General features: G+C 71.2%; 25 protein-coding genes. 12 read left to right on the forward strand and 13 right to left on the reverse strand.

The window, feature by feature from the left end:
- Positions 1–29: 29 nt before the first annotated feature.
- On the forward strand, positions 30–1019 hold the full coding sequence (locus O7635_RS08145) for an SEC-C domain-containing protein (RefSeq protein ID WP_278079804.1): 990 nt from the start codon (positions 30–32) through the stop codon (positions 1017–1019).
- A gap of 147 nt (positions 1020–1166) precedes the next feature.
- Here O7635_RS08145 and O7635_RS08150 read toward each other — a convergent pair whose 3' ends face one another.
- The 7 genes from O7635_RS08150 to O7635_RS08180 all read right to left on the reverse strand — a co-directional run bounded on the left by O7635_RS08150 (position 1167) and on the right by O7635_RS08180 (position 10655).
- Entirely contained in the window at positions 1167–3317 is a 2151-nt protein-coding gene (locus tag O7635_RS08150) for a diguanylate cyclase (protein ID WP_278079805.1), read from the reverse strand.
- A 60-nt stretch (positions 3318–3377) separates the two neighbouring features.
- Positions 3378–3827, reverse strand: a complete 450-nt coding sequence (locus tag O7635_RS08155; protein WP_278079806.1) for a DUF1203 domain-containing protein — start codon at positions 3825–3827, stop codon at positions 3378–3380.
- Positions 3828–3953: 126 nt separating this feature from the next.
- Positions 3954–4817, reverse strand: a complete 864-nt coding sequence (locus tag O7635_RS08160; protein ID WP_278079807.1) for an alpha/beta hydrolase — start codon at positions 4815–4817, stop codon at positions 3954–3956.
- Between the two features lie 3 nt (positions 4818–4820).
- On the reverse strand, positions 4821–8441 hold the full coding sequence (gene metH / locus O7635_RS08165) for a methionine synthase (RefSeq protein ID WP_278079808.1): 3621 nt from the start codon (positions 8439–8441) through the stop codon (positions 4821–4823).
- 111 nt (positions 8442–8552) lie between these two features.
- Positions 8553–9374: an ABC transporter permease gene (locus O7635_RS08170; protein ID WP_278079809.1), complete on the reverse strand. Its 822-nt coding sequence runs from the start codon at positions 9372–9374 to the stop codon at positions 8553–8555.
- On the reverse strand, positions 9334–10155 hold the full coding sequence (locus O7635_RS08175; protein WP_278079810.1) for an ATP-binding cassette domain-containing protein: 822 nt from the start codon (positions 10153–10155) through the stop codon (positions 9334–9336). The genes O7635_RS08170 and O7635_RS08175 overlap by 41 nt, the downstream gene beginning before the upstream one ends.
- Positions 10152–10655 carry a MarR family winged helix-turn-helix transcriptional regulator gene (locus O7635_RS08180; RefSeq protein WP_278079811.1) on the reverse strand — a complete coding sequence of 168 codons (504 nt, stop codon included), beginning with the start codon at positions 10653–10655 and terminating at the stop codon, positions 10152–10154. Before O7635_RS08180 ends, O7635_RS08175 begins: the two co-directional genes overlap by 4 nt.
- A 108-nt stretch (positions 10656–10763) precedes the next feature.
- Between O7635_RS08180 and O7635_RS08185 the strand changes: the two genes are divergently transcribed.
- The 4 genes from O7635_RS08185 to O7635_RS08200 all read left to right on the forward strand — a co-directional run bounded on the left by O7635_RS08185 (position 10764) and on the right by O7635_RS08200 (position 12527).
- Positions 10764–11132, forward strand: coding sequence for an STAS domain-containing protein (locus O7635_RS08185; RefSeq protein WP_278079812.1), 369 nt, complete (start codon positions 10764–10766; stop codon positions 11130–11132).
- A gap of 69 nt (positions 11133–11201) precedes the next feature.
- Positions 11202–11510, forward strand: a complete 309-nt coding sequence (locus tag O7635_RS08190; protein WP_278079813.1) for a lipopolysaccharide assembly protein LapA domain-containing protein — start codon at positions 11202–11204, stop codon at positions 11508–11510.
- A 9-nt stretch (positions 11511–11519) separates the two neighbouring features.
- Entirely contained in the window at positions 11520–11957 is a 438-nt protein-coding gene (locus O7635_RS08195; RefSeq protein WP_278079814.1) for an organic hydroperoxide resistance protein, read from the forward strand.
- A gap of 75 nt (positions 11958–12032) precedes the next feature.
- Positions 12033–12527: a carbonic anhydrase gene (locus O7635_RS08200; RefSeq protein WP_278079815.1), complete on the forward strand. Its 495-nt coding sequence runs from the start codon at positions 12033–12035 to the stop codon at positions 12525–12527.
- Here O7635_RS08200 and O7635_RS08205 read toward each other — a convergent pair.
- Together O7635_RS08205 and O7635_RS08210 are read right to left on the reverse strand one after the other, a co-directional pair.
- Complete coding sequence (locus O7635_RS08205) at positions 12524–13357, reverse strand: LLM class flavin-dependent oxidoreductase (protein ID WP_278079816.1); 834 nt, start codon at positions 13355–13357, stop codon at positions 12524–12526. The two genes, O7635_RS08200 and O7635_RS08205, sit on opposite strands and share 4 nt — an antisense overlap.
- A 17-nt stretch (positions 13358–13374) precedes the next feature.
- Entirely contained in the window at positions 13375–13836 is a 462-nt protein-coding gene (locus O7635_RS08210; protein ID WP_278079817.1) for a GNAT family N-acetyltransferase, read from the reverse strand.
- 320 nt (positions 13837–14156) lie between these two features.
- On the opposite strand from O7635_RS08210, the gene O7635_RS08215 reads away from it, so the two are divergent.
- From O7635_RS08215 to O7635_RS08230, 4 genes are all read left to right on the forward strand, one after another.
- A complete protein-coding gene (locus O7635_RS08215) occupies positions 14157–15239 on the forward strand; it encodes a helix-turn-helix transcriptional regulator (protein ID WP_278079818.1) in 1083 nt (360 codons plus the stop codon).
- Positions 15236–16369, forward strand: coding sequence for a hypothetical protein (locus tag O7635_RS08220; protein WP_278079819.1), 1134 nt, complete (start codon positions 15236–15238; stop codon positions 16367–16369). Before O7635_RS08215 ends, O7635_RS08220 begins: the two co-directional genes overlap by 4 nt.
- Positions 16370–16387: 18 nt before the next feature.
- On the forward strand, positions 16388–17179 hold the full coding sequence (locus tag O7635_RS08225) for a PIG-L deacetylase family protein (RefSeq protein WP_278079820.1): 792 nt from the start codon (positions 16388–16390) through the stop codon (positions 17177–17179).
- A gap of 97 nt (positions 17180–17276) precedes the next feature.
- A complete protein-coding gene (locus O7635_RS08230; protein WP_278079821.1) occupies positions 17277–19031 on the forward strand; it encodes an adenylyl cyclase in 1755 nt (584 codons plus the stop codon).
- A 97-nt stretch (positions 19032–19128) separates the two neighbouring features.
- Here O7635_RS08230 and O7635_RS08235 read toward each other — a convergent pair whose 3' ends face one another.
- Positions 19129–20532 carry an MFS transporter gene (locus O7635_RS08235; protein ID WP_278079822.1) on the reverse strand — a complete coding sequence of 468 codons (1404 nt, stop codon included), beginning with the start codon at positions 20530–20532 and terminating at the stop codon, positions 19129–19131.
- 163 nt (positions 20533–20695) lie between these two features.
- Between O7635_RS08235 and O7635_RS08240 the strand changes: the two genes are divergently transcribed.
- Positions 20696–21298 (forward strand): helix-turn-helix domain-containing protein, encoded by a 603-nt coding sequence (locus tag O7635_RS08240; protein ID WP_278079823.1) that lies wholly within the window; start codon positions 20696–20698, stop codon positions 21296–21298.
- A gap of 477 nt (positions 21299–21775) precedes the next feature.
- Here O7635_RS08240 and O7635_RS08245 read toward each other — a convergent pair whose 3' ends face one another.
- Genes O7635_RS08245 through O7635_RS08255 form a run of 3 tightly spaced genes read right to left on the reverse strand, consistent with a single transcriptional unit; the run spans position 21776 to position 24814 of the window.
- Positions 21776–22924: a low temperature requirement protein A gene (locus O7635_RS08245; RefSeq protein WP_278079824.1), complete on the reverse strand. Its 1149-nt coding sequence runs from the start codon at positions 22922–22924 to the stop codon at positions 21776–21778.
- 10 nt (positions 22925–22934) lie between these two features.
- Positions 22935–23597: a response regulator transcription factor gene (locus O7635_RS08250; RefSeq protein WP_278079825.1), complete on the reverse strand. Its 663-nt coding sequence runs from the start codon at positions 23595–23597 to the stop codon at positions 22935–22937.
- Entirely contained in the window at positions 23594–24814 is a 1221-nt protein-coding gene (locus O7635_RS08255) for a histidine kinase (RefSeq protein ID WP_278079826.1), read from the reverse strand. The genes O7635_RS08250 and O7635_RS08255 overlap by 4 nt, the downstream gene beginning before the upstream one ends.
- Positions 24815–24943: 129 nt before the next feature.
- Here O7635_RS08255 and O7635_RS08260 point away from each other — a divergent pair, with 129 nt between their 5' ends.
- On the forward strand, positions 24944–25840 hold the full coding sequence (locus O7635_RS08260; protein ID WP_278079827.1) for an ATP-binding cassette domain-containing protein: 897 nt from the start codon (positions 24944–24946) through the stop codon (positions 25838–25840).
- On the forward strand, positions 25837–26631 hold the full coding sequence (locus O7635_RS08265; RefSeq protein ID WP_278079828.1) for an ABC transporter permease: 795 nt from the start codon (positions 25837–25839) through the stop codon (positions 26629–26631). The genes O7635_RS08260 and O7635_RS08265 overlap by 4 nt, the downstream gene beginning before the upstream one ends.
- Positions 26632–26697: the final 66 nt, after the last annotated feature.

Here is a 26697-nt window from a genome sequence, read left to right on the forward strand (position 1 = left end):
AGCCGCCGGACCGACGTACGGTGAAAGTTGTGCAGACAAGAAACGTGCTGACCAGTGCCGACCTCGAAGACCTGCGTCGTTCGGCGCTCGGCATGGCCGACCCGCTCGGCGTGGCCGCGGACCTGGCCGAAGCGGTCGACGAGGGCCGGCTGGCCGAGCAGGCGGACGCCGGTTTCGCGCTGACGCTGGCAGCCGAGATCGCCGAGGTGCGGTCCAGGCTCGACGCCGCGCTGCAGTACGCCGAGCGGGCCGTCGCGGCGTACCCGGAAGAGGATGCTCCCGGGTTCGGCTTCGCCAGCGCCCTGCGGGCCCGCATCCTGTTCCGTCTCGGCGGCCGCGACGACGAGGCGATGGCCGCCGTGACGGCGCTGCGCCCCCTGCTCACCGAGCAGCCGGACGCGCCGGCCTACGTGAGCGCCGCGCTGGACGCCGGTGGCCGCACCGCGACCGCCGAGGAGTGGCTGAGCGAGGCGGCCGACACGTTGCTCGGCGACCGCGCCGACAGCGCGGAGGTCGGCTCGACCGAGGCGCCCGGCGTCGCGTTCTTCCTCCTGCAGCAGCGCCACCGCGTGCGCCGCGATCTGAACCTGCCGCACGACCGCCAGGACGATCTCGCCGACCGCCTCGAGGCGCGGCTGACCCAGCGTGGCGACGACCGGTCACCGTCGGAGGCGGACCTGCTGTTCTTCCCGAAGGCGGAGTTCGACCGGCTGGATCCGGCGCTGGCCGAGACGTTCGGCGCGGACTGGGACGAGCACCGCGCGCGCCTGGAGCGGCACCTCGTGCGGCAGGCGGGCCCGGGCCTGAGCGTGCTGCGCGCGTCGGCCGAGGGCCTGACCGGCTACGCGCGCGGCCGCGAGGGCGACCCGACCGACCACGACATCCAGGCGCGGTACGCCCAGGAGCTGTCCGCCCAGCCTGGCGCCCACATCCCGTGGCCGCCGGAGCGCAACGCGGCCTGCTGGTGCGGCTCGGGCCTCAAGTACAAGAAGGACTGCCTGCCCCGCTCACGAAGCTAGGGTCTATTTGGTAAGTGGGGTCGGAGCGAGGCGAGGCCCAGGCGTCGGCTGGGGCCGCACCGGGCGCGGCCGGATACCGGTGTTGTATGTGGCCGTGACCGGCGTGGTTCCAGGCGGCGCCTGGGCCTCGCCGCAGCCCGGCTCCATTTACCAAACAGACCCTGAGGGCTCCCGCGGCGAGAGGTCGCCGATCAGGCCTTCGGTTTCCAGCGCGAGGAAGACATCGGCCACCGCCGGGTCGAACTGGGTGCCGCGGCCGCTCTCGATCTCCGCGCGGGCGTCCGGCACCGACAGCGCCGGGGCGTACGGGCGGTCGGCGAGCATCGCGGCCCAGGCGTCGGTGACCGTGACGATCCTGGCCTCTATCGGGATCTGTTCGCCGGCCAGGCGGCGCGGGTAACCGGTGCCGTCGAAGCGCTCGTGGTGCGCGCCCACGACGGCCGCCAGGTCCGGGCGGTGGCCGAGCTCGTCGAGCAGCCGCGCGCTCTCCCCCGGATGGCGGCGCAGCTGCTCCCACTCCACCGGCGTCAGCGGCGTCGCCTTGCGCAGCACGGAGTCGGCGACGGTCACCTTGCCGATGTCGTGCAGGCGGCCGGCCGCCGCGACCCGGCGCAGGGCCGTCATGTCCAGGCCGAGCCGTTCCGCCACGAGCAGCGACCAGCGGGACACCGCCGTGCTGTGCTCGTGCGGGCTCAGCTGCGCGTCGATCCGGTCGGCCAGCCAGACCAGACCGATCGGCAGGTCCGGGTCGGACTCCACCGGGTCGCTGAGCATGCCGGCCGCGACGACCCGGTTGCGGCCCGTGGCCTTGGCCCGGTAGAGCGCCGTGTCGGCGTCGTGCACCAGACCGTCGGGCTCGGTCGCCGGACGGGCGTCCCGCGTGCCGGCGGTGGCAACGCCGAGTGACGACGTCAGGGTCACGGTGCGGCCTTGGCCGACACCCACCGCGCCCCGGGCGATCGCCTGCCGGATCTGCTCGGCGATCTCGACCGAGACCTCTTCGTTGACGCCGGGCAGCAGGCAGCCGAACTCCTCACCGCCGTACCGGGCCACCACGTCGCTGGCCCGCACCGCGCCCCGGATGCGTTCGGCGATCTGGGCCAGCACGACGTCGCCGGCCGGGTGGCCGTAGCCGTCGTTGACCTTCTTGAACTCGTCGAGGTCTATCAGGATCAGGCTGAGCGGCGTGCCGGCCCGTTCCGCGCGCTCGGCCTCGATCCGCAGCATCTCCTGGAAGAAGCGTCGGTTGTAGACACCCGTCAGACCGTCGGTGATGGCCAGCCGTTCCTGTTCGCGCAGGGCCGTCCGCAGCTGACCCGCCAGACGGGTGCGGTCGCGGATGGTGAGCAGCTGTCTGGCCAGCAGGCCGGCGAAGAGCGCCAGGAGCACCGCCAGGGTGCCGCCGGTGATCGGGCCTCCGTCGAGCCGGTCGGCGAGGATCAGGCCGGCGACGGCGACGGCCGCGACGACCAGCGGCACGGCGGTCAGGTCGCGGGCACGGTCGCGCTTGCGGGTCTCCGGTTCGGGACGGCGGATCGCCGCGACCGCGGCCAGGCTGAACAGCACCGCCTCGATCTGCCAGCCCATGTTGATCCAGTTGCCGTCGACGTTCTGCGTGGCGATCGAGTACGCGTACACCGCGTCGGTGACACCGGCCACCGCGAACGCCGCACCGACCAGCGCTCCCCAGGCGGGCAGCCGATGCCGCCCGGCCAGGCCCACCGCCGCCAGCGTGGTGACGATGGCAACGCCGAACAACGGGTACGCGAACGCGACGAAATCCGCGAGCCGCGGCGCCTGTGGCAGCGACGGCGAGATCGCCACCTGCCAGCCGATCGTGCCGAGCCCGAGCGCCAGCAGCCCGGCGTCGAGCAGGCCGCGAATGTGCCGCAGGTGCCCGGTGCTGCCGATGCCGACCAGGATCGCCGGGATCGCCACCACGTACGACAGCAGGTAGAACAGGTCGGCGCTGGAGACCGCCGGTGGCCCACGCTGGGCGACGTAGGTGTAGTAGACCCAGATGATCTCGCCGGCCAGCCACAGCGCGTTGGAGACCGCGAGCAGGACCCAGGCGCTGCGGGTGCGACCGGTGGTGACCACCGCCGCGACCGCCGACGCGCCGACCGCCACCACGATCGGCAGCAGGTACGGCAGGTCGACGAGCGCGGTCGACGGGTGCACCTGGGCGATGACCAGCAGGAGCACGAAGAGGACCAGCCAGGCGGCGCCGACGCCCGCAGCCCACCGCAGCACCCGGTCACGCCGGATGGCAGAGGTGAGCGAAGCGGCTTCCGACATCTTGCCCAGTTAACGCCTCACAGGGAGTGCGACCAAGGGATGCGGAGCGTGACCCCCAACTCAGCGGGTCACGGCGAACATGTAGCAGCCGTAAGACACGTTGCGACTGTGAATCCGGTCCACCGAAGGGTCGGCGAGCATGGCGGCGAGCTCCGCCTCGGGGTCGGCGCCGTCGTGCACCCGGGTGGCGGGGTGGATCCAGCCCCGCGCGTCGTAGGCCCGCAGCACCTGCCGGCGCCCGCGGAAGTCGGCCGGATAGCCCGGTTCCGGACCGGTCGGGCAGGACGCGGCGTGTGCGAAGACCGGACCGATCTCGCTGTACGGGCTGGCGGGCAGATCGGGCGCGTACCCGAACAGGATCAGCTCCTCCCCGGGCCGGGCGTCCCGCAGGCAGCAGCGCAGCGGCTCGCCGCCCTCCGCCACGACGGACTCGACGGGATGGCCGGAGACGTCGCGGCCGGTCCGGCGGACGTCGGTGAGGGTCTCGAGGGAAATCGCGTGGAAGTGCATGACACCAGTCTTCGGGCCGGCGAGGCGGAAGGCTGGCGGGATCCGGACGCGAGGCTCGCCAGCCGTGCGACACGCCGACAAAGGCACGGCTGGCGAGCGTTGATCACGTTACGCCGTCTATGCCGGTCATTGCCCGCCCGTGTGGGCGATGATGGCCGGCACCACGATCGGCCAGGCCTGGCGGGGCGGATGCTCGTGGCCGGCGCCGGGCACCGGGACGAGCCGGGCGCCGGGGATCTCGCGGGCCAGCGCCTCGCCGTGCGGCAACGGGAACATCGGGTCCTCGGTGCCGTGCAGCACCAGGGTCGGGGCGGCGATGTCGGCCATCGTCTTGTCGGACGCGGGCCCGTTGTCGAGGATCCAGTGGTTGGTCTGGCTGGCCGCGAAGTCGGTGGTGCGGTCGTAGGAGCGCTCCACCAGCACCCGGGCCTCGGCCGGGCTCAGCGTCGCCGAGCCGCCGAACGTGGCGAGGTCGCTCACCACCCGGTCGATCGCGGCCGCGCGGTCGGTCCAGTCCGTGGCCGGTTGCTCGGCGCCGAACAGCGCCTGGATCCGCTCGGCCGGCGGCGGCAGCGGGGCGGCGCCGTCCGGGCGCGCCAGCGCGGGGCTGGTCGCGATCAGCGTGATCGACGCCACCCGGTCGGGGTGCATGACGGCGGTCTCCTGCGAGATCCCGCCGCCGCCCGAGACGCCGACGAAGTGCGCCCGGTCGACACCGAGGCCGTCGAGCACCCCGAGCGCGTCGGTGGTCAGCTCCACACCGGTGTAGCCCGGCTGGCCGGTGGGATAGCTCGTCGACCGGCCGGTGTCGCGGTGGTCGTAGCGGATCACGAACCGGCCGGCCTCGGCGAGCGCGGCGCAGAACTCCGGCTCCCAGAAGTCCATGGAGCTGGCGGCGCCGGCGATCAACAGGATCGCCGGGTCACCCGGGTTGCCGAGCGTGTCGACGCAGAGCGTGGCGTCGCCCACCGGCACCATCCGCTCGGCCACCGGTCAGCCCTCCTTCGGCTCGTAACCCAGGTTGGGGCGGAGCAGCCGCTCGGCGTCGGCGACCGGGATGCCCTGCCGCTGCGCGTACTCCCGGACCTGGTCCTCGCCGATCCGGCCCACCGCGAAGTAGCGGGCGGCGGGGCTCGCGAACAGCATCGCGCTGACGCTGGCGGCCGGGGTCATCGCGAAGTTCTCGGTCAGCCGCATCCCGGCCCGGCCCGCGTCGAGCAGGTCGAACAGCGGGCGCTTCTGGCTGTGGTCGGGGCTGGCCGGGTAGCCGAACGCCGGCCGGATGCCCCGGAACCGCTCGTGGTGCAGGTCGTCGAGGTCGGGGTCGGCGTCGGGCTCGTACCACTCGCGCCGGGCCTTCAGGTGCACCCATTCAGCGAACGCCTCGGCCAGCCGGTCGGCCACCGCCTTGACCATGATCGCGTGGTAGTCGTCCTGCTGTGCCTCGTATTCGGCGGCCAGCTCCTCGGCGCCGTGGATGGAGACGGCGAACGCGCCGACGTGGTCGCCGGCCGGCGCCACGTAGTCGGCCAGGCAACGCGCGGGCTTGGAGTCCTGCCGCTGCTGCCGCAGCATCGGGAAGCGCGGGCCCTCGTCGAGCACGACGTCGTCGCCCTCGCTGTGTGCGGGCCAGAAGCCGTAGACGCCGCGGGCCTGCAACAGCTCGCCGGCCTCGATCCGGTCGAGCAGGGCCTGCGCCTCGTCGTAGAGCTCGCGGGCGACCGGCTCGTCGAGGATCGCCGGGTAGCTGCCCTTCAGCTCCCACGCGATGAAGAAGAACCGCCAGTCGATCATGTCGCGCAGGGTGCGGATGTCGGGCGTCACCTCGCGTACGCCGGTGAACGCCGGCACCGGCAGCTCGTCGAACGCGACGACCTCGCGGTTGGCCCGGGCGGTGGCGAGCGGCACCAGCGGGCGCTTCTCGCGCTCGGCGTGCTGGTCGCGCAGGCGCTGCTGCTCGGCGCGGTTGGCGGTGTCGAACTCCTCGACCCGGTCCTGGTCGAGCAGCCCCGTCAGCACGCCCGCGACCCGGGAGGCGTCCTGCACGTGCACGGTGGTGCCGGTGTAAGCCGGCGCGATCCGGACCGCGGTGTGCTGGCGCGAGGTGGTGGCCCCGCCGACCAGCAGCGGCAGCTTGAGGCCGCGCCGCTCCATCTCGGCGGCCACCGAGACCATCTCGTCGAGCGACGGCGTGATCAGGCCCGACAGGCCGACCACGTCGGCGCCGACCGCCTCGGCCGTGTCGAGGATCGTCGCGGCCGGCACCATGACGCCGAGGTCGATGACGTCGTAGTTGTTGCAGCCGAGCACCACGCCGACGATGTTCTTGCCGATGTCGTGCACGTCGCCCTTGACGGTGGCCATGACGACGGTGCCGCGGCCCTTGCCGGCGGAGTCGTCACCGTCCCCCGCCTCGGCGACCGCCACCTTTTCGGCCTGGAGATAGGGCTCGAGGTAGGCCACGGCCCGCTTCATCGCCCGAGCGCTCTTGACCACCTGCGGCAGGAACATCTTTCCGGCGCCGAACAGGTCGCCGACCACCTTCATGCCGCCCATCAGCGGGCCCTCGATCACGTCGAGCGAGCGGGCCGCCTGGCGCCGGGCCTCCTCGGTGTCGACCTCGATGAAGTCGACGATGCCGTGCACGAGCGCGTGGGCCAGCCGGTCTTCGACCGAGGCCTCGCGCCACGACAGGTCGACCACGCGCTTGGTGCCGGAGCCGGTCACGGTCGCGGCGAACGACACCAGGCGGTCGGTGGCGTCCGGGCGCCGGTTGAAGATGACGTCCTCGACGAGCTCCAGCAGGTCGGCCGGGATGTCCTGGTAGACCGCGAGCTGGCCGGCGTTGACGATGCCCATGTCGAGCCCGGCCTTGACGGCGTGGAACAGGAACGCGGAGTGCATCGCCTCGCGGACCACGTCGTTGCCGCGGAACGAGAACGACAGGTTGGAGATGCCGCCGCTGGTGTGCACACCGGGGCAGCGCTCCTTGATCAGGGGCAGCGCCTCGATGAAGTTCTTGGCGTAGTCGTTGTGCTCCTCGATGCCCGTCGCCACGGCGAGCACGTTGGGGTCGAAGACGATGTCCTCGGCCGGGAAGCCGACCTCCTGGGTGAGCAGGTCGTACGCCCGGGCGCAGATCTCGACCTTGCGCGCGACCGTGTCGGCCTGGCCCTGCTCGTCGAAGGCCATCACGACGACGCCGGCGCCGTAGTCGCGGATCCGGCGGGCGTGCGCGAGGAACTCGGCCTCGCCCTCCTTGAGGCTGATCGAGTTGACGACGCCCTTGCCCTGGACGCACTTGAGGCCGGCCTCCAGCACCTCCCAGCGCGAGCTGTCGACCATGATCGGGATGCGGGCGACCTCGGGCTCGGTGGCGATCAGGTTGAGGAAGGTGGTCATCGCCTTGGCGCCGTCGAGCAGGTCGGCGTCCATGTTGACGTCGAGCAGGTTGGCGCCGCCGCGCACCTGGTCGAGCGCGACCTCGACGGCGCCCTGGTGGTCGCCGGCCTCGATCAGCCGGCGGAACTTGGCCGACCCGGTCACGTTGGTGCGCTCGCCGATGACCACGAAGCCGGTGTCGGGCCCGATCTCGAACGGCTCCAGGCCGCTGAACCGGCTGCGCTTCGCGGGGGTCGCGATCGCACGCCGATCGACGCCCCGGACGGCCGCGGCGATCTGCGCGATGTGCGCCGGCGTGGTGCCGCAGCAACCGCCGACGAGGTTGACCAGGCCGGCGCCGGCGAACTCACCGAGCGCGCCGGCGGTCACCTCGGGCGTCTCGTCGTAGCCGCCGAACGCGTTGGGCAGGCCGGCGTTGGGGTGGATGCTGACGTAGGTGTCGGCGACCCGCGCCAGCTCGGCCACGTAGGGGCGCAGCTGGTGCGCGCCGAGCGAGCAGTTGACGCCGACGACCAGCGGCCGCGCGTGCGCCACCGCGTTCCAGAACGCCTCGACCGTCTGGCCGGACAGCGTCCGCGCACTCTGGTCGACGAACAGCGAGATCCACAGTGGAACGTCCGGCGCCACCTCGCGGGCCGCGACGACGGCCGCCTTGGCGTTGAGCGTGTCGAAGATCGTCTCGATCAGGAACAGGTCGACGCCGCCCTCGGCGAGGGCCGCGAGCTGCTCGGCGTAGGCGGCCTTGACCTGGTCGAAGACCACGGCCCGGTAGGCGGGGTCGTCGACCTTCGGCGACAGCGAGAGCGTCACGTTGAGCGGGCCGACCGAACCCGCGACGAACTTGCCGCCGGCCTCGTCGGCCGCCTGTCGGGCCAGCCGGGCACCGGCCAGGTTCATCTCCCGCACGTACGCCTCGAGACCGTAGTCGGCCTGGCCGATGCTGGTCGCCGTGAACGTGTTGGTGGTGGTGATGTCGGCGCCCGCCGCCAGATAGCGACGGTGCACGTCGAGGATCAGGTCCGGCCGGGTCAGGTTGAGCACGTCGGGGTCGCCCGTGACGTCGTGGGTGTGCTCGGTGAACCGGTCGCCGCGGTAGTCGGCCGGCGTCAGGTTCTCGCCCTGCAGCATCGTGCCCCAGGCGCCGTCGAGCACCATGATCCGGCTGTCGAGGGCTTCCCTGAGGGCCTCCGTCCGGCTCCGCACATCGATCATCGCCGCGTTCCCTCCGGTCGCTGACCGCCCCCTGACCGATCACTGGAGCGACCGTCGAGAATACCCGGGTCGGATGTCATCAGACCTCTGGCAGCCCAGAGTGTGAGCGGACTATCGCGCCAAACGCGCGAGAAGTCCGGAAGCGGCCGCGATGCCCACGGCGGTCGCGACGACCAGCACGCCGAAGTCGAGCGGCAGCCGGGCCGGCGTGCCGATCAGCAGTCCCCGCAGGGCCTCGACCATGTAGCTCAACGGGTTGACGTGGTTGACCAACTGGAGCCAGCCCGGCATCAGCGACACCGGATAGAGCGCGTTGGACGCGAAGAACAGCGGCATCATGATCGCCTGGCCGATGCCCATCATCCGGTCCCGGGACAGCACCAGACCCGCGATCGTCACCGACAGGCAGCAGAAGAACGCGGCCCCGAGCAGCACGACCACGATCACGCCGAGCAGTTTGAGCGGGTTGATGGTGAACCGGACCCCGAGCGCCTCGGCGATCGCGTAGACGACGACCGCCTGGGCCAACCCGCGTACGCCCGCCGCGAACGCCTTGCCCGTGACCAGCGCCGCCCGCGGCGTCGGGGTGACCATGAGCTTGGCCAGCACCCCGGCGTCGCGTTCCCAGATGATCTGGATGCCGTAGAAGATCGAGACGAACAGCACCGACTGGGCCAACACGCCCGGCGCGAGGAAGTCGAGGTAGGGCACCCCGCCGGTCGGGATCACGTGCAGCTTGGTGAACGTGACGCCGAAGATGACCAGCCAGAGCGCCGGCTGCACGGCCCGGGTGATCAGCTCGCTGCGGTCGTGGGAGAGCTTCTGGATCTCGACGATGCACAGAGCGAAAACCCGCGACAGGATCAGCCGCGGGCTCATCCGCCGGTCGACGTCAACCGAGCCGGCCAGCGGTGCGGCGAGTGGCACGGACATCGCGGAGTCCCTTCTGTTCCTCTTCGAGCGGGCCACCCGAGTACGCGCGGAAGACGTCCTCGAGGGTTCCGTCGGGGTTGCCGAGCTCATCGATCAGCTCGCGCGGGGTGCCGAGCCGGCCCAGGCGACCCCGGTGCATGAGGCCGACCCGGTCGCAGGACTGCTCGGCCTCCTCCATGTAGTGGGTCGTCAGCAGCACCGTCATGCCCGTCTCGGCGCGCACGGCGGCGATCCGTTCCCAGACGGTGCCGCGGGCGATCGGGTCCAGGCCGATCGTCGGCTCGTCGAGGATCAGCAGCTGCGGCGAGCTAACCAGGGCCTGGGCCAGCTCGAGCCGCCGGATCATGCCGCCCGAGTAGGTCTTGGCCAGCCGCCCCGCGGCCTCGGTGAGGCCCATCATCTCGAGCGACTCGCTGACCTTGGCCTTGCGCTGCCGCCGCGGCACGTCGAACAGGCGGGCGAACAGGGAGACGTTCTCGACGCCGGAGAGCGACCCGTCCGCGGAGAGCTGTTGCGGCACATAGCCAATCAGCCGCCGCACCGCCATCCGCCGCTTCGCGACGTCGAGCCCGAAAACCTCGATCACCTTCTCGGGTACGGGCAGCAGGGCGGTGATGGCCCGGATGGTCGTCGTCTTCCCGGCGCCGTTGGGCCCCAGCAGGCCGAAGATCTCCCCGCGTCGCACGGTCAGGTCAACGCCGTCGACCGCCTTCGTGTCGCCGAACTGATAGTGCAGGCCGCGTACGGCCACCGCCGGCTCGGTCATCTCGGCCTCGCTCATCTCCGCCTCCCGTCGTCGGTGGCGCCGGCCCGGCCGGGTTCGGCGATGTCGGCCCGCACCCCGTCGAGGAGGCGGCGGAGGGCGGGCAGCGCGGCGGCGATCGCGGCCCGGTCGGCCGGGCTGGCCCGGTCGAGCGCCTCGCCGATCAGCGCGGCCCGGGCCGCCCGCCAGGCCGCCATCCGGTCGCGGGCCTTGTCGGTCAGCGTGAGCCGAGCGGCCCGACGGTCGCTCGGGTCCGGCTCGCGGTGCAGCAGGCCGCCGTCGACGAGCTGGTTGACCAGCGTGCTGACCGAGTTGCCGGCCAGCCCCAGGGTCGCGGCCGCCGCCGCGATCCCGATGCCGGGCTGGTTGGCGACCACGAAGAGCAGCTCGCGCTGGGCCTCGGGCAGCGGCACGGTGGCGACCGCCTCGGCGGTGCGGCGCCGCGAGAGACGCCGTAACGCGGTGGTGATGGACATCAACTCGCCGACCACCTCCGCGCTGCGCATGACGTCGGTCATACCGTCAAATTACCTCGGTGACAGAGCTATTCGTGCGGTGATCCGGCACACGCACACGCTGTCCGTTGTATGCCCTAGAGCGAAGTTACGGTTTGACGGAAGACGAGAATGGGGGTTCTCGTGCGCATCTCAGTAGCCGAGGCGCCGACCGGCGGCGTGACGGTCGTCAAGCTCGCCGGCGAGCTCGGCGTCGACACGGCGGCCCAGCTCGCGTCCGCGATCGAGGAGCTGCTAGACCGCCCGGTCAACCGCATCGTCATCGACCTGACCTTGCTCGGGTTCTGCGACTCGATCGGCCTGTCCACCTTCGTCGACGCGCATCGCCGCTGCGCCGCCACGGGTGGCTACCTCGCGCTCGCCGCGCCCTCGCCGTTCATGCACAAGCTCCTCGGCGTCGTCGGCCTGACCCGCAGCGTGCCGACCTACGCGACGGTGGCGTCCGCCTGCGCCAACGGCGAGGACGGCCGCCTCCGTTGACGGTTTTTGTGCGGATTTTTCGGTTTCCCAGGGCTACGTTGGAGATAGCTATGGGATGAGGTGGGTCGCATGAGCGGGTCCGTTTCCACCAAGGGCCAGTTGCCCGAGGAGATGCGCCGCACGAAGATCGGCGTTTCCTGGGTCCTCCTGGTGATCGGAGTGATCCTCCTCGCCTTCCTCCTGGTCTTCGTGCTGCAAAATCTCGACACCGTGCGGATCCACTTCCTGACCGTGGACTTCACGATGCCGCTCGGCGTGGCCCTGCTGCTCGCCGCCATCGGCGGAGCGCTGATCGCGTCGATCCCGTTCGCCGCCCGCATCTTCCAGCTCCGCCGGGCGACCCGCCGCGACCGCCACTGGTACGGGGCGCCGCGCTAGCTTGGCTGTATGACGAAGGTTCTTTACACGGCCGAGGCCCGCGTGACCGGCGGCCGGCAGCACGGTCACGGCCGCAGCTCCGACGGCGCGCTCGAGGTCGACCTGCGCGCGCCGGTCGAGCTGGGTGGCGAGGGTGGTGGCACCAACCCCGAGCAGCTGTTCGCGGTCGGCTTCGCCGCCTGCTTCGAGTCAGCCCTGGCCGGGGTGGCCCGCCGGGCCCACGTGGAGGCCGGCGACGCGACCGTCGACAGCCGGGTGAGCCTGTCGCCGACCGGCACCGGCGGCTACCAGCTCGCGGTCGGGCTCGACGTGACCCTCCCCTCGGTCGCCGACGACGCCCAGGCCGTCGAGCTGGTGCGGCTGGCCCACCAGGTCTGCCCGTACTCGAACGCCACCCGGGGCAACATCGAGGTCACGCTGACGGCCAACGGCAAGCCCGTGGACTGACTTTTCGCCGTGACGTGTGCGGCAAACCGCGGGAAGATGTCGCCGTCGCGACCGGCAGTCTGTTGTACTCCCTTTGTGTCCGCGATCGACCACCTGCTGCATGCCAACGAGACCTATGCCGAGCGGTTCCCGGGGCCTCGCCCCCAACGACCCAAGCTCCGCCTGGCCGTGGTGGCCTGCATGGACTCGCGGCTCGACCTGTTCGGCGCGCTCGGCCTGCAGATCGGTGACGCCCACCTGATCCGCAACGCCGGCGGGCTGCCGACCCCCGACGTGCTGCGGTCGCTCGCCGTCAGCCAGCACTACCTCGGCACCCGCGAGGTGATGGTGATCCACCACACCGACTGCGGGATGGAAGGCTTCGACGACGACGCGTTCCGCGAGCGGCTGACCGCCGAGACCGGGGTCGCGCCGGAGTGGGACGTGCCCGGGTTCGCCGACATCCGGCTGACGGTCCGCAAGTCGCTCGCCACGGTGCGGGGTTGCCCGTGGCTGCCGCACCGGGGCGACGTGCGCGGCTTCGTCTTCGACGTCAAGACGGCCCGCCTCGACGAGGTCGCGTCCGACTAACGGAGCTTGGGCAGCACCTCGGTGGCGATCCGCTCCACCATCGCCGGGTCGTCGGTCCAGATCGGGTCGTCCGGCCGGGGGTGATGGAAGACCAGGTCGGTGAAGCCGAGCTCGGCATAGCGGCCGACGACGTCCGTGAACGCGTCGACGCTCGCCAGCGGGCGCTCGGCGCCGTTGTCGGCCAGCAGGATGCGGTCGATCGCCCGGCCCGACTCGTCGAGGACCGCCGCGTTCGCCCGGATCGCCGCCGGGTCGCCTTCGGTGATCCACGCGTCCGCGTACCTGATGACGGTTTGCAGGGTTTTGCGCCCACCGGCGGCGACGGCCAGCGGCAGCCGGGGCTGTTGGACGCAGCCGGGCAGCATCCGCGCCTCGTCGACCGTGTAGAACTCGCCGGCGTGCGACGTCGAGGGCGAGCGCAGGAGGGTGTCGACCGTGCCGACGAACTCGTCGAGCCGGCGGGCCCGCTCGCCCGGTGTGAGCACCGTGCCGCCCAGCACGGTCGCGTCGAAGCCGATCCCGCCCGCGCCGATGCCCAGGGTCAGCCGGCCGTCGCTGACGTGGTCGAGGGTCATCGCCTCCTTGGCCAGCGTCACCGGGTGCCGGAAGTTGGGCGAGGAGACCATGGTGCCGAGCCGGATCCGGGAGGTGGCGGCCGCGATGCCGGTGAGCCACGGGATGGCCGCGTGCCAGGGGCGGTCCCGGTAGCGCCGCCACGACAGGTGGTCGTAGGTCCAGAGGTGGTCGTAGCCGAGTTCCTCGAGCCGGCGGGCCATCGCCACGCTCTCCGGCCACGGGTCGGTGGGCAGCAGCAGAACCCCGATTCGCACCCGCCGACCGTACCCGCTCAGGCTGGATCGAGATCCTTCACGAAGATCCGGCAGACGTCGGGCTCGGTGGCCACCTCCCCGTCGGGCGCGTAGTGCTCCTGAACGGTCTCGACCAGCCCATGCGGCCACTCGCGGTAGCCCAGCCGCTCGTAGAGGCCGACCACCCGCACGTTGCGCGGGTCGATGCCGGCGGCGAGGCGGCCGGCGGCGCGGACCTCGGCGAGCGCTTCGGCCGCGCCGAGCAGGGCCGTGCCGCGGCCCTTGTTGCGCAGGGGAGGCAGCACATAGAGACGGTGGAGGAACGGGACGTCGGGCAGGTGCTGGCGGACCACGTCCTCGTCGGCCGGCTCCCAGGTGACGTAGACCGCGCCGACCAGATGGTCGCTCGCCCAGGCGGTGAGCACGACTCCCCTGCGGTCAAGCCGGAGCCGATAGAAGGCGGCCCGCTCCGCGCCCAGGACACGCTCGATCGCGCGCATGTCCGCAGTGGAGGCAGGTCGGACGTTCACATGGCAATGGTGAACGCACAGACACCCTCGGTGCCGGCCGAGGGTGTCCGTCGTTTTTTTCGCGCGCTGTCACAGCCAAAGTGCCCCTGTTACGCTTCCCCCGACTTCACCCCTTCCCGTTAAGGTTCAGTGACGTCGCTTGATCTTCAGGTTAAACTTCAGCAATTCGCTGAATCAAGGTGCTATCGTGCTCTGGACGGCAGTTATTGCCGTGAATGTGGCATTCATTGGTGCTCACTCGCGCCAGGTTGACTTCAGTTAATCAACTGAAGTTCGCTGAAGGGGATGGCATGACAGGCGGCGGCCCGTCGGCGGCGCTCGCGGAGCGCCTGCGCCGCCTCCGGCTGAGCGAGTGGTCGTCACCCGTCAAGCAGCAGCAGCTCGCCCGCGCGCTCGGCGTCAGCGTCCCGCTGATCTCATCGTGGGAGCGCACCACCGACCCGCGGACGCCACCGAGCGAACGGCTCGCCGCGTACGCCCGGTTCTTCGCCACCCAGCGGTCGCTCGACGGTGGCAAGCCGGGGCTGCGCACCGATCTGTCCCCTGAGGAGGAGACCCGGCGCCGGCAGCTCGAGGACGAGTTGCTGACCCTGCGCGACGCGGCCGGCGCCCTGCCCGGTCCACGGCTGCCCGACCGGCTCGCCAACCTGCCACCCCGGGCCGGTCCGTGGTATTTCGCCGATGGGGCGCCGGTGACTATCGTCTGCGGTGAACTCCCGGCGGAGCACCGTGCGGACCCGGCCTACACCGATCCGGACAGCCCGGACTACGTCGCTCTCTACAACTACGCCGACCTGGACTCCCTGGTCGAGCTGCACGGACACGTTCGGGCGGCGAACCCGCAGAGCGACGTCTGGTTCATGCCCGCCTCGTTGGTCACGAGTGACCACCTCACCACCCACCTGGTCCTGCTGGGAGGCGTCGACTTCAACGACCTGACCACCGCCGTACTGGACTCGTTGGGTGTGCCGGTCCGCCAACAGACCCGGCTGACCGGCGACCCGGACGACGAAGGCGAGCTGGGCTTCGAGGTCCGGGAGGGCGCCGGTCAGTCGTTCCGCCCGGTCCTGCACGAGGAGAACGGCGGCCGGATCCTGGTCGAAGACGTGGCGCATCTCTGTCGGGGGCAGAACCCGTACAACGCTTTGAGGACCGTCACCGTGTGCAACGGCATGTTCGGTCGGGGAGTCTACGGCGCGGTCCGGACGCTCACCGACAAACGCTTCCGCGACCGCAACGCGAACCACATGTGGAGTCGCGTCCCCGACGCCCAGACGTTCAGCATCCTTTTCCGGGTCCGGATGGTGATGGGCGAGGTCGTCACGCCCGACTGGACCCGCCCGGAGAACGTCCTCCACGAGTGGTCCGCGTGACCGCGAGCCTGGCCCCGGCCGCCGGTCCACCGGTGCGGGCGACCCGGCACCACACCTCACACACCCGGCTGCTGCGCTACGTCGACCAACCGGCCACCTCGGCCCGGCTCGACGCGATCATCGTGCCGACGGGACGCCCGACCGTCTACCTGACGTTCGCGCTGCAGCTGGCCCGCCAGCTCGACTGCCCGCTGGTCGCCCTCTGCAGCCTGCGGGCCAGCGCCGACCGCACGTTGCGGGCCGCGCAGCGCGCCGGTGTCCAGCTCATCGCGACCGAGGTGCACGATCGCGTACGCCTGCCCGCCTTCGCCACGTCGGCGCTGCCGGAGGAGCCGCGGTTCCGCCGCAAGGGTGACCTGAGCCTGAAGCGCAACATCGGGCTTGCGCTGTCGCGGATGCAGGGCTGGGAGCGCGTCGCGTTCCTCGACGACGACATCCGCTCGGTGCGCCCCGCCGACATGCGGGCGGCCGCCGGCCTGCTCGACGAATTCAACATGGTCGGGCTGGGCAACACCGGCTTCCCGGACAACTCCGTGGTCTGCCACGCGCTGCGCGCGGTCGGCGTCGACCAGAAGACGTTCGTCGGCGGCGGCGCGATGGTCGTGCCGGTCCGGCGCACCACCAGCTTCTTCCCGGACATCTACAACGAGGACTGGTTCTTCCTGCTCGGCGAGAAGCGGCTGAGCCAGATCGCCGTCACCGGCCAGATGTACCAGGAGCCCTACGATCCCTTCCGGACGACGGAGCGGGCCCGGGCCGAGGAGTTCGGCGACTGCCTGGCGGAGGGCATCTACGCGCTGCTCGACGAGGGCGGTTCGGTGGAAGACGCCGACAAGGAGTTCTGGGCCGCGTTCCTCGCCGACCGCCGGGCGATGGTCGACCGCATCATCGCCGCCATTCCGCACTCCGACCGGTCGGCCGAGGAGAAGCGGCGGATGGACGAGGCGATGCGGGCCTCCCACGGGCGGCGGCAGTTCATCACACCCGAACTCTGTGTGCGCTACCTCGAGGCTCTCGCCGCCGACCGGGGCGTCTGGCGCGCGCGGATCAAACAGCTGCCGAAGGGCCTCGACCCGGCGCGCTCGCTGTCTCATCTCGGACTCAACGCCACGCACGTCTACGAACCCTGAAACGCATAAGGTTTGGCCGTGACTGACGTTCTGCTGCCGCCGCTACCGGAAGACTGGGAGCGGGCCATGGCCGTGGCCGCGCACCCCGACGACATCGAATACGGCACCGCCTCGGCCATCGCGCGCTGGACCGCGCAGGGCAAGACGGTGACCTACCTGCTCGCCACCCGGGGCGAGGCCGGCATCGACTCGCTCGCGCCGGAGGCCGCCGCGCCGCTGCGTGAGCAGGAGGAGCGGGCCGGCGCGGCCGAGGTCGGTGTCGACGTCGTCGAGTTCCTCGACCACCGCGACGGCGTCGTCGAATACGGCAACGCGCTGCGCCGCGACATCACCCGCGCGATCCGGCGGCACAAGCCGGAGATCATCCTGTCGGGCGCGTTCTCGATCCGGATGATCGGCGGCATGACCAACCAGGCCGACCACCGGGCCGTCGGTCTGGCCGCCCTCGACGCGGCCCGCGACGCCGGCAACCGGTGGATCTTCCCGGAGCTGGCCGACGAAGGCCTCGAGCCGTGGAACGGCGTGCGGTTCGTCTGCTTCGCGGGTGCCGAGCGGCCCAGCCACGGCGTCGACATCACCGGTGAGCCGCTCCAGCGCGGCATCGCCTCGCTGGCCGCCCACGCCGAATACACCAAGGGCCTCGGCGCCGGCGGCCCCGAACCGGGACCGTTCCTGACCTGGATGGCGGGGATGGCCGGGCCGGCGCTGGGCGTGCAGCACGCGGTGCTCTTCGACGTGCACGCGCTGCGCTTCGAGGGCCCGCCGCCGTGGGCGCAGGGCACCCAGCCACCGGTCGTCACCGATATCTGACCGACCGGCACCTAGCGCGACACCCTCATCACCGTGTAGAAACGGGTCGATCCCTTGTGAGAGCGCTCTCTCACACCCGTCCCCGTTAGGCAGGTCGATGAGAACCGTCCGTCTCCTCGCAGCCGCCACCACGGTGGTCACGCTGGCCAGCGTGGTCGCCGTGCCCGGCAGCGCGGCCGCGCACCGCGGTGGGCCCGACTTCGGCCCGAACGTCTTCGTCTACGACCCCAGCACGCCGGCCGCCGAGATCCAGGCGAAGTTCGACGAGCTGTTCGCACAGCAAGAGAAGAACGAGATGGGCACCAACCGGTACGCGGTGCTCTTCAAGCCCGGCCACTACGACGTCAACGCCAAGCTCGGCTACTACACCACCGTCTCCGGGCTCGGTCGCTCACCGGCCGATGTCGACATCACCGGGGCCGTCCGGGTGATCGGCCAGCCGAACCCGGACGCGCACGGTGGCGTCTCGGCGCTGACCAACTTCTGGCGCTCCGCCGAGAACTTCACGGTGACACCGACCGACTGGTCCAACCAGTGGGCGGTGTCGCAGGCGTCGCCGATGCGACGCGTCCACGTCAAGGGAATCCTCTGGCTCGAGCCGGGCAACGAGGGCTACTCCAGCGGCGGGTTCATCGCCAACTCCAAGGTGGACGGCATCACCATCAACGGGTCGCAGCAGCAGTGGATGACCCGCGACAGCGAGCTCGGCGACGCGTGGACCAACGGCGTGTGGAACCAGGTGTTCTCGGGCGTCACCGGGGCGCCGCCGACCGGCTTCCCGAACCCGCCCTACACGACGCTGCCGACCAGCCCGGTCAGCCGCGAGAAGCCCTATCTTTTCGTCGACGACCGCGGCCGCTACCGGGTGTTCGTGCCGGCGCTGCAGCGCAACACCTCGGGGACCACCTGGGCCGACGGCCAGGAGGCCGGTTCCTCGATCTCGATCGACGACTTCTTCATCGCCAAGCCGACCGACAGCGCGGCCCGGATCAACCTGGCGTTGGCGCTCGGCAAGAACCTGCTGCTGACGCCGGGCGTCTACCACCTGGACCGGCCGTTGCGGGTACTGCATCGCGACACGGTGGTGCTCGGGCTGGGCATGCCGAGCCTCGCGCCGGACACCGGTCAGGCGGCACTCAAGATCGCTGACGTCGACGGCGTCAAGGTGGCGGGCGTGCTGGTCGACGCCGGCGCGCGCGAGTCCGACACGCTGATCGAGGTCGGTTCCCGGTTCAGCCACCGTGACCACTCGCGCAACCCGACCTCGCTGCAGGACGTGTTCATCCGCATCGGCGGGCCCTGGGTCGGTCGGGCGCGCACGAGTCTCGTGGTCAACAGCGACGACACGATCCTCGAGAACATCTGGGCGTGGCGGGGTGACCACGGCAACGGCATCGGCTGGACACAGAACACCGGCGACGTGGGCGTCGTGGTCAACGGCGACGACGTCATCGCGTACGGCCTGTTCGTCGAGCACTACCAGAAGTGGCAGACCATCTGGAACGGCGAACGCGGGCGGACGATCTTCTACCAGAGCGAGATGCCGTACGACCCGCCGAGCCAGGCCGCGTGGACCAGCCCGACCGGGCCGGGCTGGGCGTCCTACAAGGTGGCGCCGTGGGTGCGCACCCACGAGGCGCGGGGCCTGGGCGTCTACTCGTACTTCAACCAGGGCGTCGACATCCGGGCGGCCCGCGGCATCGAGGTGCCAGAGCGGCCGGGGGTCCGCTTCCACAACATGATCACCGTCTTCCTCGACGGAAGCGGTGGCATCGAACGCACGATCAACGACGCGGGTACGCCGGTCGTCGGCTCGTTCGGCACGAGCGCGGTGACGGAGTACCCGGGCTGAGACCGCGCGGCGGGCCCACCCGGACCGGGGTGGGCCGGCCGTGCATGCGAGGGCCCGCGCCGAACCGGCGCGGGCCCTCGTCCCCCATCCCCCTTGTTCAGACCGACACGGCCGCGGGGCTTTCCTCTTCCTCGTCGACCGGGACGGGCTGCTTCTTCAGACCCGGCAGGAAGGCCGCGGTGAAGACCGCGCCCAAGGCCGCCAGGCCCGCGCCGGCCAGCAGGGCCAGCTGGAAGCCGTCGGTGGCGGCCACCGGCGGCGCGTTGCCGCTGGTGAGCGAGGCCGTCGTGGCGGCGGTGGCCACGGCGACCGTGATCGCCAGGCCGATCGAGCCGCCCACCTGCTGGGTCGTGTTGATCAGGCCGGACGCGAGGCCCGACTCGTTGGCCCGGGCGCCGGCCGTGGCGGCCAGCGTGACCGGGATGAACATCAGCGCGCCACCGATGCCGGCCAGCAGCGACGGGCCGAGCAGCTCGGTCCAGTAGCTGCCCTGTGCCGTCAGCAGCGACAGCCAGACCAGCGAGCCAGCCGTGATCACCATGCCGGCCAGCAGCGGCGTCTTGAACCCGATGCGGGTGACCAGCCGCGACGTGAGCCCGGCGAACAGGATCAACGTGATCGCGAACGGCAGCTGACCGAAGCCGGCCTTGATCGGGCTGTAGCCCCAGACCTGCTGCATGAACAGCGTCAGCACGAAGAACATCGGGAACACCGAGCCGGTCACGGTCAGGGCGATCAGGTTGGCGCTCCGCAACGTCTTCTGGCGGAAGATCTGCAGCGGGACCAGCGGGTGCTTGGCCCGCGCCTCGATGAACACGAACGCGACCAGCAGGGCGATCGCCACGGCGGCCGAGGCGATGGTCTGGACCGAGGCCCAGCCGGCGTTGTTGCCGTCGACCAGCGCGTAGACCCCCAGGGCGAGACCGCCCGTGACGGTGACCGCACCCATCACGTCGAAGCCGCTGGCGCCGATGGCCTCGCGGGCCGCCGGCAGCAGCCGCGGCGCGAGGAGCAGCGCGGCGACGCCGATCGGCACGTTGACCCAGAGGACGGCCTCCCAGCCGATCCACTCGGTCAGCACGCCGCCGAGAATCGAGCCGGCCGCACCGCCGGCACCGGCGACCGCACCCCAGACACCGAGCGCCCGGTTGCGTTCGGCGCCGGCGGGGAAGATCGTCATCAGCAGCGACAGGGCGGCCGGTGCGACCAGCGCGGCGCCGAGACCCTGCACCGCCCGGGCGATCACCAGCATGGCCGGACCCTGGGCCAGCGCGCCGGCCAGCGAGGCGACGACGAACAGCCCGAGGCCGGCCATGAACATCCGGCGTCTGCCGAGCAGGTCACTGATCCGTCCGCCGAGCAGCAGGAAGCCGCCGAAGGTCAGGGTGTAGGCGTTGGTCACCCAGGACAGCGAGTCCTGGGAGAAGTTCAGCTCGCGGCCGATCGACGGGAGCGCCACGTTGACGATCGAGGCGTCGAGGACCAGGACGAACTGAGTCACCGCAAGCAAGGCCAACGCCAAGGTCTTGTGCGGTGTTGCTTCCGCGCGTCTCATCTGCGCGTTCCCCCCGAGGTTGAAGTGGAAGTCGGATTCCGCTTCCGCTATGTTTGAACCTACGGAATCGAGATTCCGGTTGTCAATCGCATTAGCTAGGATTGGCGTGATGACCACCACAGCTCAGCCCCGCCGCCCGGGTGGGAAGATCCTCAACCCGGAGCTGGCAGGCGCCCCCCGACCGCTGCGCGGCGACGCGGCCCGCAACCGCGCCCGCGTCCTCGACGCCGCCCGAGCCGCCTTCACCGAAGACGGCGCCGACGTCCAGATGGAGCAGATCGCCCGCCGCGCCGGCGTTGGCGTCGGCACCCTCTACCGGAACTTCCCGACCAAGCAGGCGCTGATAGCCGAGCTCGCCCAGCGCTGGATGGACGAGCGGGTCGAGATCGCCGAAGAAGCACTGGCCATGCCGGATCCGGCCGAGGCCTTCGGCTGGTTCGTCCGCCGCACAGCCGAAGACATGGCCAGCGACGCGGGCCTGTGCCACATGTTCTCGGGCGGCAACTGCGCGCTGCCGAGCCTCCTGGTCGACCGCACCGAGGTCCTGCTGTCCCGCGCCCGCTCGGTCGGTGCGGTCCGCGCGGACCTGAGCGTCAGCGACTTCCAGGCCATCCTGGGCGGCCTGTCGGCCGCCATCGCCCGCACGGAGAAGTGGGAACTGTTCGCGGAGATGCTCATCACCGGCCTCCGCGCGCCCACCCCCTGCCCCTGACGCCACGCCCGCTCCCGGCCGGCGTCGCAGTTCCGCCTGCGAGGGCGCTCGGCCGCCAGCCCGTCAGCCGCGGCCGCAATTGCGCGAGCGGGCGCGCCCGTTGGCGCTATTGCGGAAGCCGAGATTCGCGCGAGCGCCGACACGTAGCCACCCGGCCGCACAGCGCGAGCGCGCACTATGACAGCAGCACACAAGCTCGGGTCCGCTCGACCGTCGCGCCGCGAGCACCGGCACCTACCCGTCGCCCGGGCAAGCCCGCCGGCCGCTCGGCCGAGTTTGGCGTTGGTCCGCGCGCCGGTCGGTGGGCTGCGAGGGCTCTGCGAGCGTGCGGGCCCATAACTATCCGCCGCGGCTTGTTCGTCGTCGGGGTCGGGGAAGGTCTCCTGGAGCGGACGTGCTTTGGCATGTGCGTACATGCAAAAGCATGTCGGCTCCCGGAGAGAGTGCCGCCCCGCGGCCCGACACACCGACCCAGGGTTAGCGGCCGAAGGTGTGCAGGTTGGTGCTGCGCGAGCGGATCAGTTCCGGCAGGTCTTCGATGATCAGGCCCACCGACATGATGGCCAGGATGGCCAAGACCTGGGCCGTCGCGTCGATGCGGCCGATGAAAACCGTCGGCAGGATCAGGACAGCCGCCATCAGGCGGTGGGGCACGCCGTGGCGGATACCCAGGATCAGCAGGAAGACCGCGTGGCCGACCAGGAACAGGGCCGCGCCGGCGGCGAGGGCCGCAGCGGCCGACCAGGCCAGCGGGTCGAAAGCCGCCGGGATCGCTTCCTTGATACCCGCCGAGAAAAGCACGATGCCGATGACCATCGGGAAGTGGGCGTGGCCGAAGGCCCAGATCGCGATCCAGGCCCGGCGCACCGGGTCGGTGATGCCGGCCAGGGCGGCGGTGGACCGCTCTTCGTCGCCGGCGAAGTACGCCCACCAGAAGTAGTAGGCGACGCCCAGACCCAGCAGCGCCAGCAGGATCGACGCCCCGTCCAGCGATACTCCAGCGAAGCCCAGGCCGATCGAGACGATGGACTCGCCGATCACAATGATCATGATGAGCCCGTGTCGCTCGACGAAGTGGCCGGCGATGAGGGAGACACCGCCCAGGCGGCGCAGGAACGGGATCACGAACTGCACCACGAGCGCCGCGCCCCACCAGATGGCGCGGCTGGACGAGGGCAGCAGGCCGCCAGCTAGGACCAGACCGGCCGAGACCAGGTTGAGCGGCGCGAAGCCGACCGCGGCGCGGACCGCCGACGCACCCGCGGAATGCAGGAACAGCACGCTGTGGGCCAGCGTCACCAGCAGATAGCCGACGCCGAACGCCCAGCCCTTGGCGCCGAACGAGCCCGGGATCGCCAACGCGATGATGAGGAAGCCGGCCATGCCGACGAGGAGCAACGTACGCCGGTAGGTGCTGCTCGGCGCCATCGCGTTGGTGAGCCAGGCGTAGCCCGAGTACATCCACCAGATGAGCGCGAGCATGAGCACGGTCTCGCCCAGCGCCGCCCAGCCCAGGTGGTCGGCCAGCGAGTCCGTGAGCTGCATGATGGTGAAGACGACGACGAGGTCGAAGAACAGCTCGAGGGTCGAGACCCGCACGCTGGTCTCGACCGGGGGCTCCGTCACGCCGGGAACCCTAGGTCAGGCCGGCATCCTGCGCCAGGAGCGCCACCTGTACGCGGTTGTTGAGGTCCAGTTTGGTCAGCATCCGGGTCATGTGCGCCTTGACCGTCGCCACGCTCATGAACAGCTCCGCGCCGATCTCCGCGTTGGACTTGCCCCGGCCGACGGCGACCGCGACCTCGAGCTCACGTTCGCTGAGCCGGGCCAGCAGATCCCGGGACCGGGTGCGGCGGGCATCGGCGCCGTCGTCGGCGACGTGGGCGATCAGGCGACGGGTCACCCGTGGCGAGAGGATGGGTTCGCCCGCGGCCACCCGGCGCACCGCCTGCACGATCTCGGCCGGCGGGGTGTCCTTGAGCAGGAAGCCGCTGGCGCCGGCCCGCAGCGCGCGCAGCACGTACTCGTCGGCTTCGAAGGTCGTCAGCACCAGGACCTCGGGCGCGTCCGCGGCCCGGCGCAGCCGCTCGGTCGCGGTCAGCCCGTCCATCTTCGGCATGCGGATGTCCATCAGCACCACGTGCGGCCGCAGCTGGGCGACCGCGGACGCCACCTCACTGCCGTCGGCCGCCTCGCCGACCACGGCGAGCGCCGGCGTGCCACCGAGGATCATCGACAGCCCGGCCCGGACAAGGGGGTCGTCGTCGACGATCAGGACACGGACGGGTTCGTCGCTCATGCGGGCCACGGTAGCCAGGCGCGCAGCTCGAAGTCGCCTGTGTCCGTGCGACCGTGGGTGAGCCGGCCGCCGGCCAACCCCGTGCGCTCGATCAGCCCGACGATGCCCGTGCCGGCACCCGGGATCATCGCCAGCCCGCCGACGGGCGCCGGGTTGCGCACCGCGACCGTGAGCCCGTCACCGGCGTTGCCCTCGAACAGCACGTCGACCAGCACGCCCGCCGCGTGCTTGCGGGCATTGGTCAAACCCTCCTGCACGATGCGGTACGCGTTGCGCCCCACCGCGGCCGGCACGGCGTCGAGGTCGGCGATGCGGCAGTCGACGCGTACCTTCATGCCGGCGCCGCGCGATTCCTCGATCAGCGCCGACACGTCGGCCAGGGTCGGCTGCGGTCGGATCGGCTCACCGTCTTCCTCGCGCAGCACGCCGATCACCTCGCGCAGGTCCTGCAGCGCCTGGTGCGCGCTGCCGCGGATCACGGCAGCGGCCTTGGCGACCTCGTCCGCGGGCAGGTCCGGGCGGATCTCCAGCGCGCCGGCGTGCAGGCTGAGCAGCGAGATCCGGTGGGCCAGGACGTCGTGCATCTCGCGGGCGATCCGGGCGCGTTCGAGGTGCTGGGCCTGGGCCACGCGCAACTGCTGCTCCGACTCGGCGCGCACGGCCCGGTCGTGCAGGGAGACCACGAGTTGGCGCCGGGCCCGCACGAACATGCCCCAGGCGAAAACGGCCAGCGTCGCCACCACGGAGAAGGCGGTCACCAACCAGTAGGGCAGGTTGGGATCGGGACGCCAGGCCAGGAAGATCGGGGCGACGGCGACGTTGAGCGCCGCGACCGTGCCCGAGACGCCGAACCGGCGGTGCACGGCCACCGTGAACAACGCGATCATGCCGGCGACGGCCGAGGTCAGCGACACCCCGCCGATCGGCACCATGATCAGCGCGATCGCGACCGGCCAGCGCCGGCGGAACCAGAGCAGCCCGGGCGAGATCGCGCCCAGGCCGATGTCGAGCCAGCGGGCCCAAAGGGCCAGGCTGTCGTCGTTCCAGACGCTGAACGCGAAGAGGATGACGAAGCCCACAGCCAGGACGAAAATGATCCAGTCGACGACCCAGTCGCGGGTCGAGCGCCGGACCGGCCGTTCGGCGTCGACGGTGCGCAGCAGCCCGCCCGGCAGCAGGGACGGAATGTCCGGGCCGTCACGGGTTGCCACACTCATGATCAAATGGTACGACCACCCGGCGCACCCGGCATCAGACCAAAGTCGGTATCGGTCGTCGACCTTCGGCGCGCGGCATCGACCTTGGCCCGACGCGCTGGACCACCCGGCGCCGGCAGGCTTGTTCGCATGATCAGTGTGACCAGCTTGACCAAGCGGTACGGGGCGCACACGGCCGTCAACGACGTCTCGTTCGAGTGCGCCCCCGGCACCGTGACCGGCTTCCTCGGCCCCAACGGCGCCGGCAAGTCGACCACGATGCGGATGATCACCGGGCTCACCCCGCCCAGCGCGGGCCAGTCGACGGTGGCGGGGCGGCCCTACCGGGACCTGCCCAACCCGGCCCGCGAGGTCGGAGTCCTGCTGGACGCCTCGGCACAGCACCCCGGCCGGACGGGGCGGGAGGTGCTGACGTTGTCCGCGCGTACCCAAGGGATGGGTAAGACCAAGGTCGACGAGCTCCTCCAGCTGGTGGGGCTGGCGGGTCCGGCGGCCGGGCGACGGGTGCGGGGCTATTCGCTCGGCATGCGGCAGCGGCTCGGCATCGCCCACGCTTTCCTCGGCGACCCGCGGGTGCTGATCCTCGACGAGCCGGCCAACGGGCTCGACCCCGAGGGCATCTTCTGGATGCGCGGCCTGCTGCGGGACTTCGCCGACCGGGGCGGCACCGTGCTGCTCTCCTCGCACCTGCTGCGCGAGGTCGAGGCGGTCGCGGATCGACTGGTGGTCATCGGGGGCGGTCGAATCGTGGCCAACGGCAGCAAGGAGGAGCTGCTCGCGGCCGGTGGCGTGCGGGTGCGCGCGCTGGACCCGGGCACGCTCCAGAAGGCCCTGGAGCGCAGCGGCCTCGCGGTCACCGCTGGCGCCGACGGCGCGCTCATCGTGCAGGGCGAGGCGGAGCAGGTCGGCCAGGTCGCGGCCGCGATCTCCGCCGTGCTGCTCGAGCTGCGCCCGGTCGACACCGGCGGCCTCGAAGAACTGTTCCTGACCCTGACCGCCGCCGAGGCCAAGGAGACCGCGCGATGACCGCGACCATGACGGAGACGCGTACGCCGATGGCGGCGCCCCGGACCTTCCCCCGACCCGGGCTGATCCGGCTCACCGGCATCGAGCTGCGCAAGATGGCCGACACCCGGGCCGGCTTCTGGCTGATGATCGCGACCGCCTTGATCTCCGTGGCGATCGTCGTCATCCAGCTGTTCGCGGCCGACCCGCCGGACCAGACGTTCAAGAACATGTTCCAGTCGACGCTGTTCCCGGTCGGCGTGCTGCTGCCGGTCCTCGGCATCCTGTCGGTGACCAGCGAGTGGACCCAGCGGACGGCGCTGACCACGTTCGCGCTCACCCCGCGGCGCGAGCGGGTCGCGCTGGCCAAGGTGTTCGCCTCGGTGGTCCTCGGCGTCGTGGCGCTGCTGCCGAGCCTCGGCTTCGCCGCGATCGGCAACGCGGTCGCGGGCGGCATGGACAGCGCGGCCGGGAGCTGGTCGTTCAGTGGACTGCTGCTGGCGTACGCCCTGCTGTTCAACGTCATGAACGTGCTCTTCGGCCTGGCGTTCGGCATGCTGTTCATGAACTCGGCCGTGGCGATCGTGCTGTATTTCATCGTCCCGACCGTCTGGTCCGTGCTGACCGGCATGATCGAGAGCCTGCGGGGCACCGCCGAGTGGCTGGACCTGTCGGTGACCTCCACGCCCCTGTTCGACGACGCCGCCCTCAGCGGCGGCGAGTGGGCGCGGCTGGCCGCGTCGGTCGGGCTCTGGATCGTGCTGCCCGGCGTGCTGGGACTGATGCGCCTGCTGAAGCGCGAAGTGAGCTGAGCTTTTCTCCACTGTGGGCGGTCGCGGGTCGGGGGTCCCGCGGCCGCCCACGTTCGCGCTGGGCCA

The sequence above is a fragment of the Asanoa sp. WMMD1127 genome, assembly GCF_029626225.1.
Classification (GTDB): Bacteria; Actinomycetota; Actinomycetes; order Mycobacteriales; family Micromonosporaceae; genus Asanoa.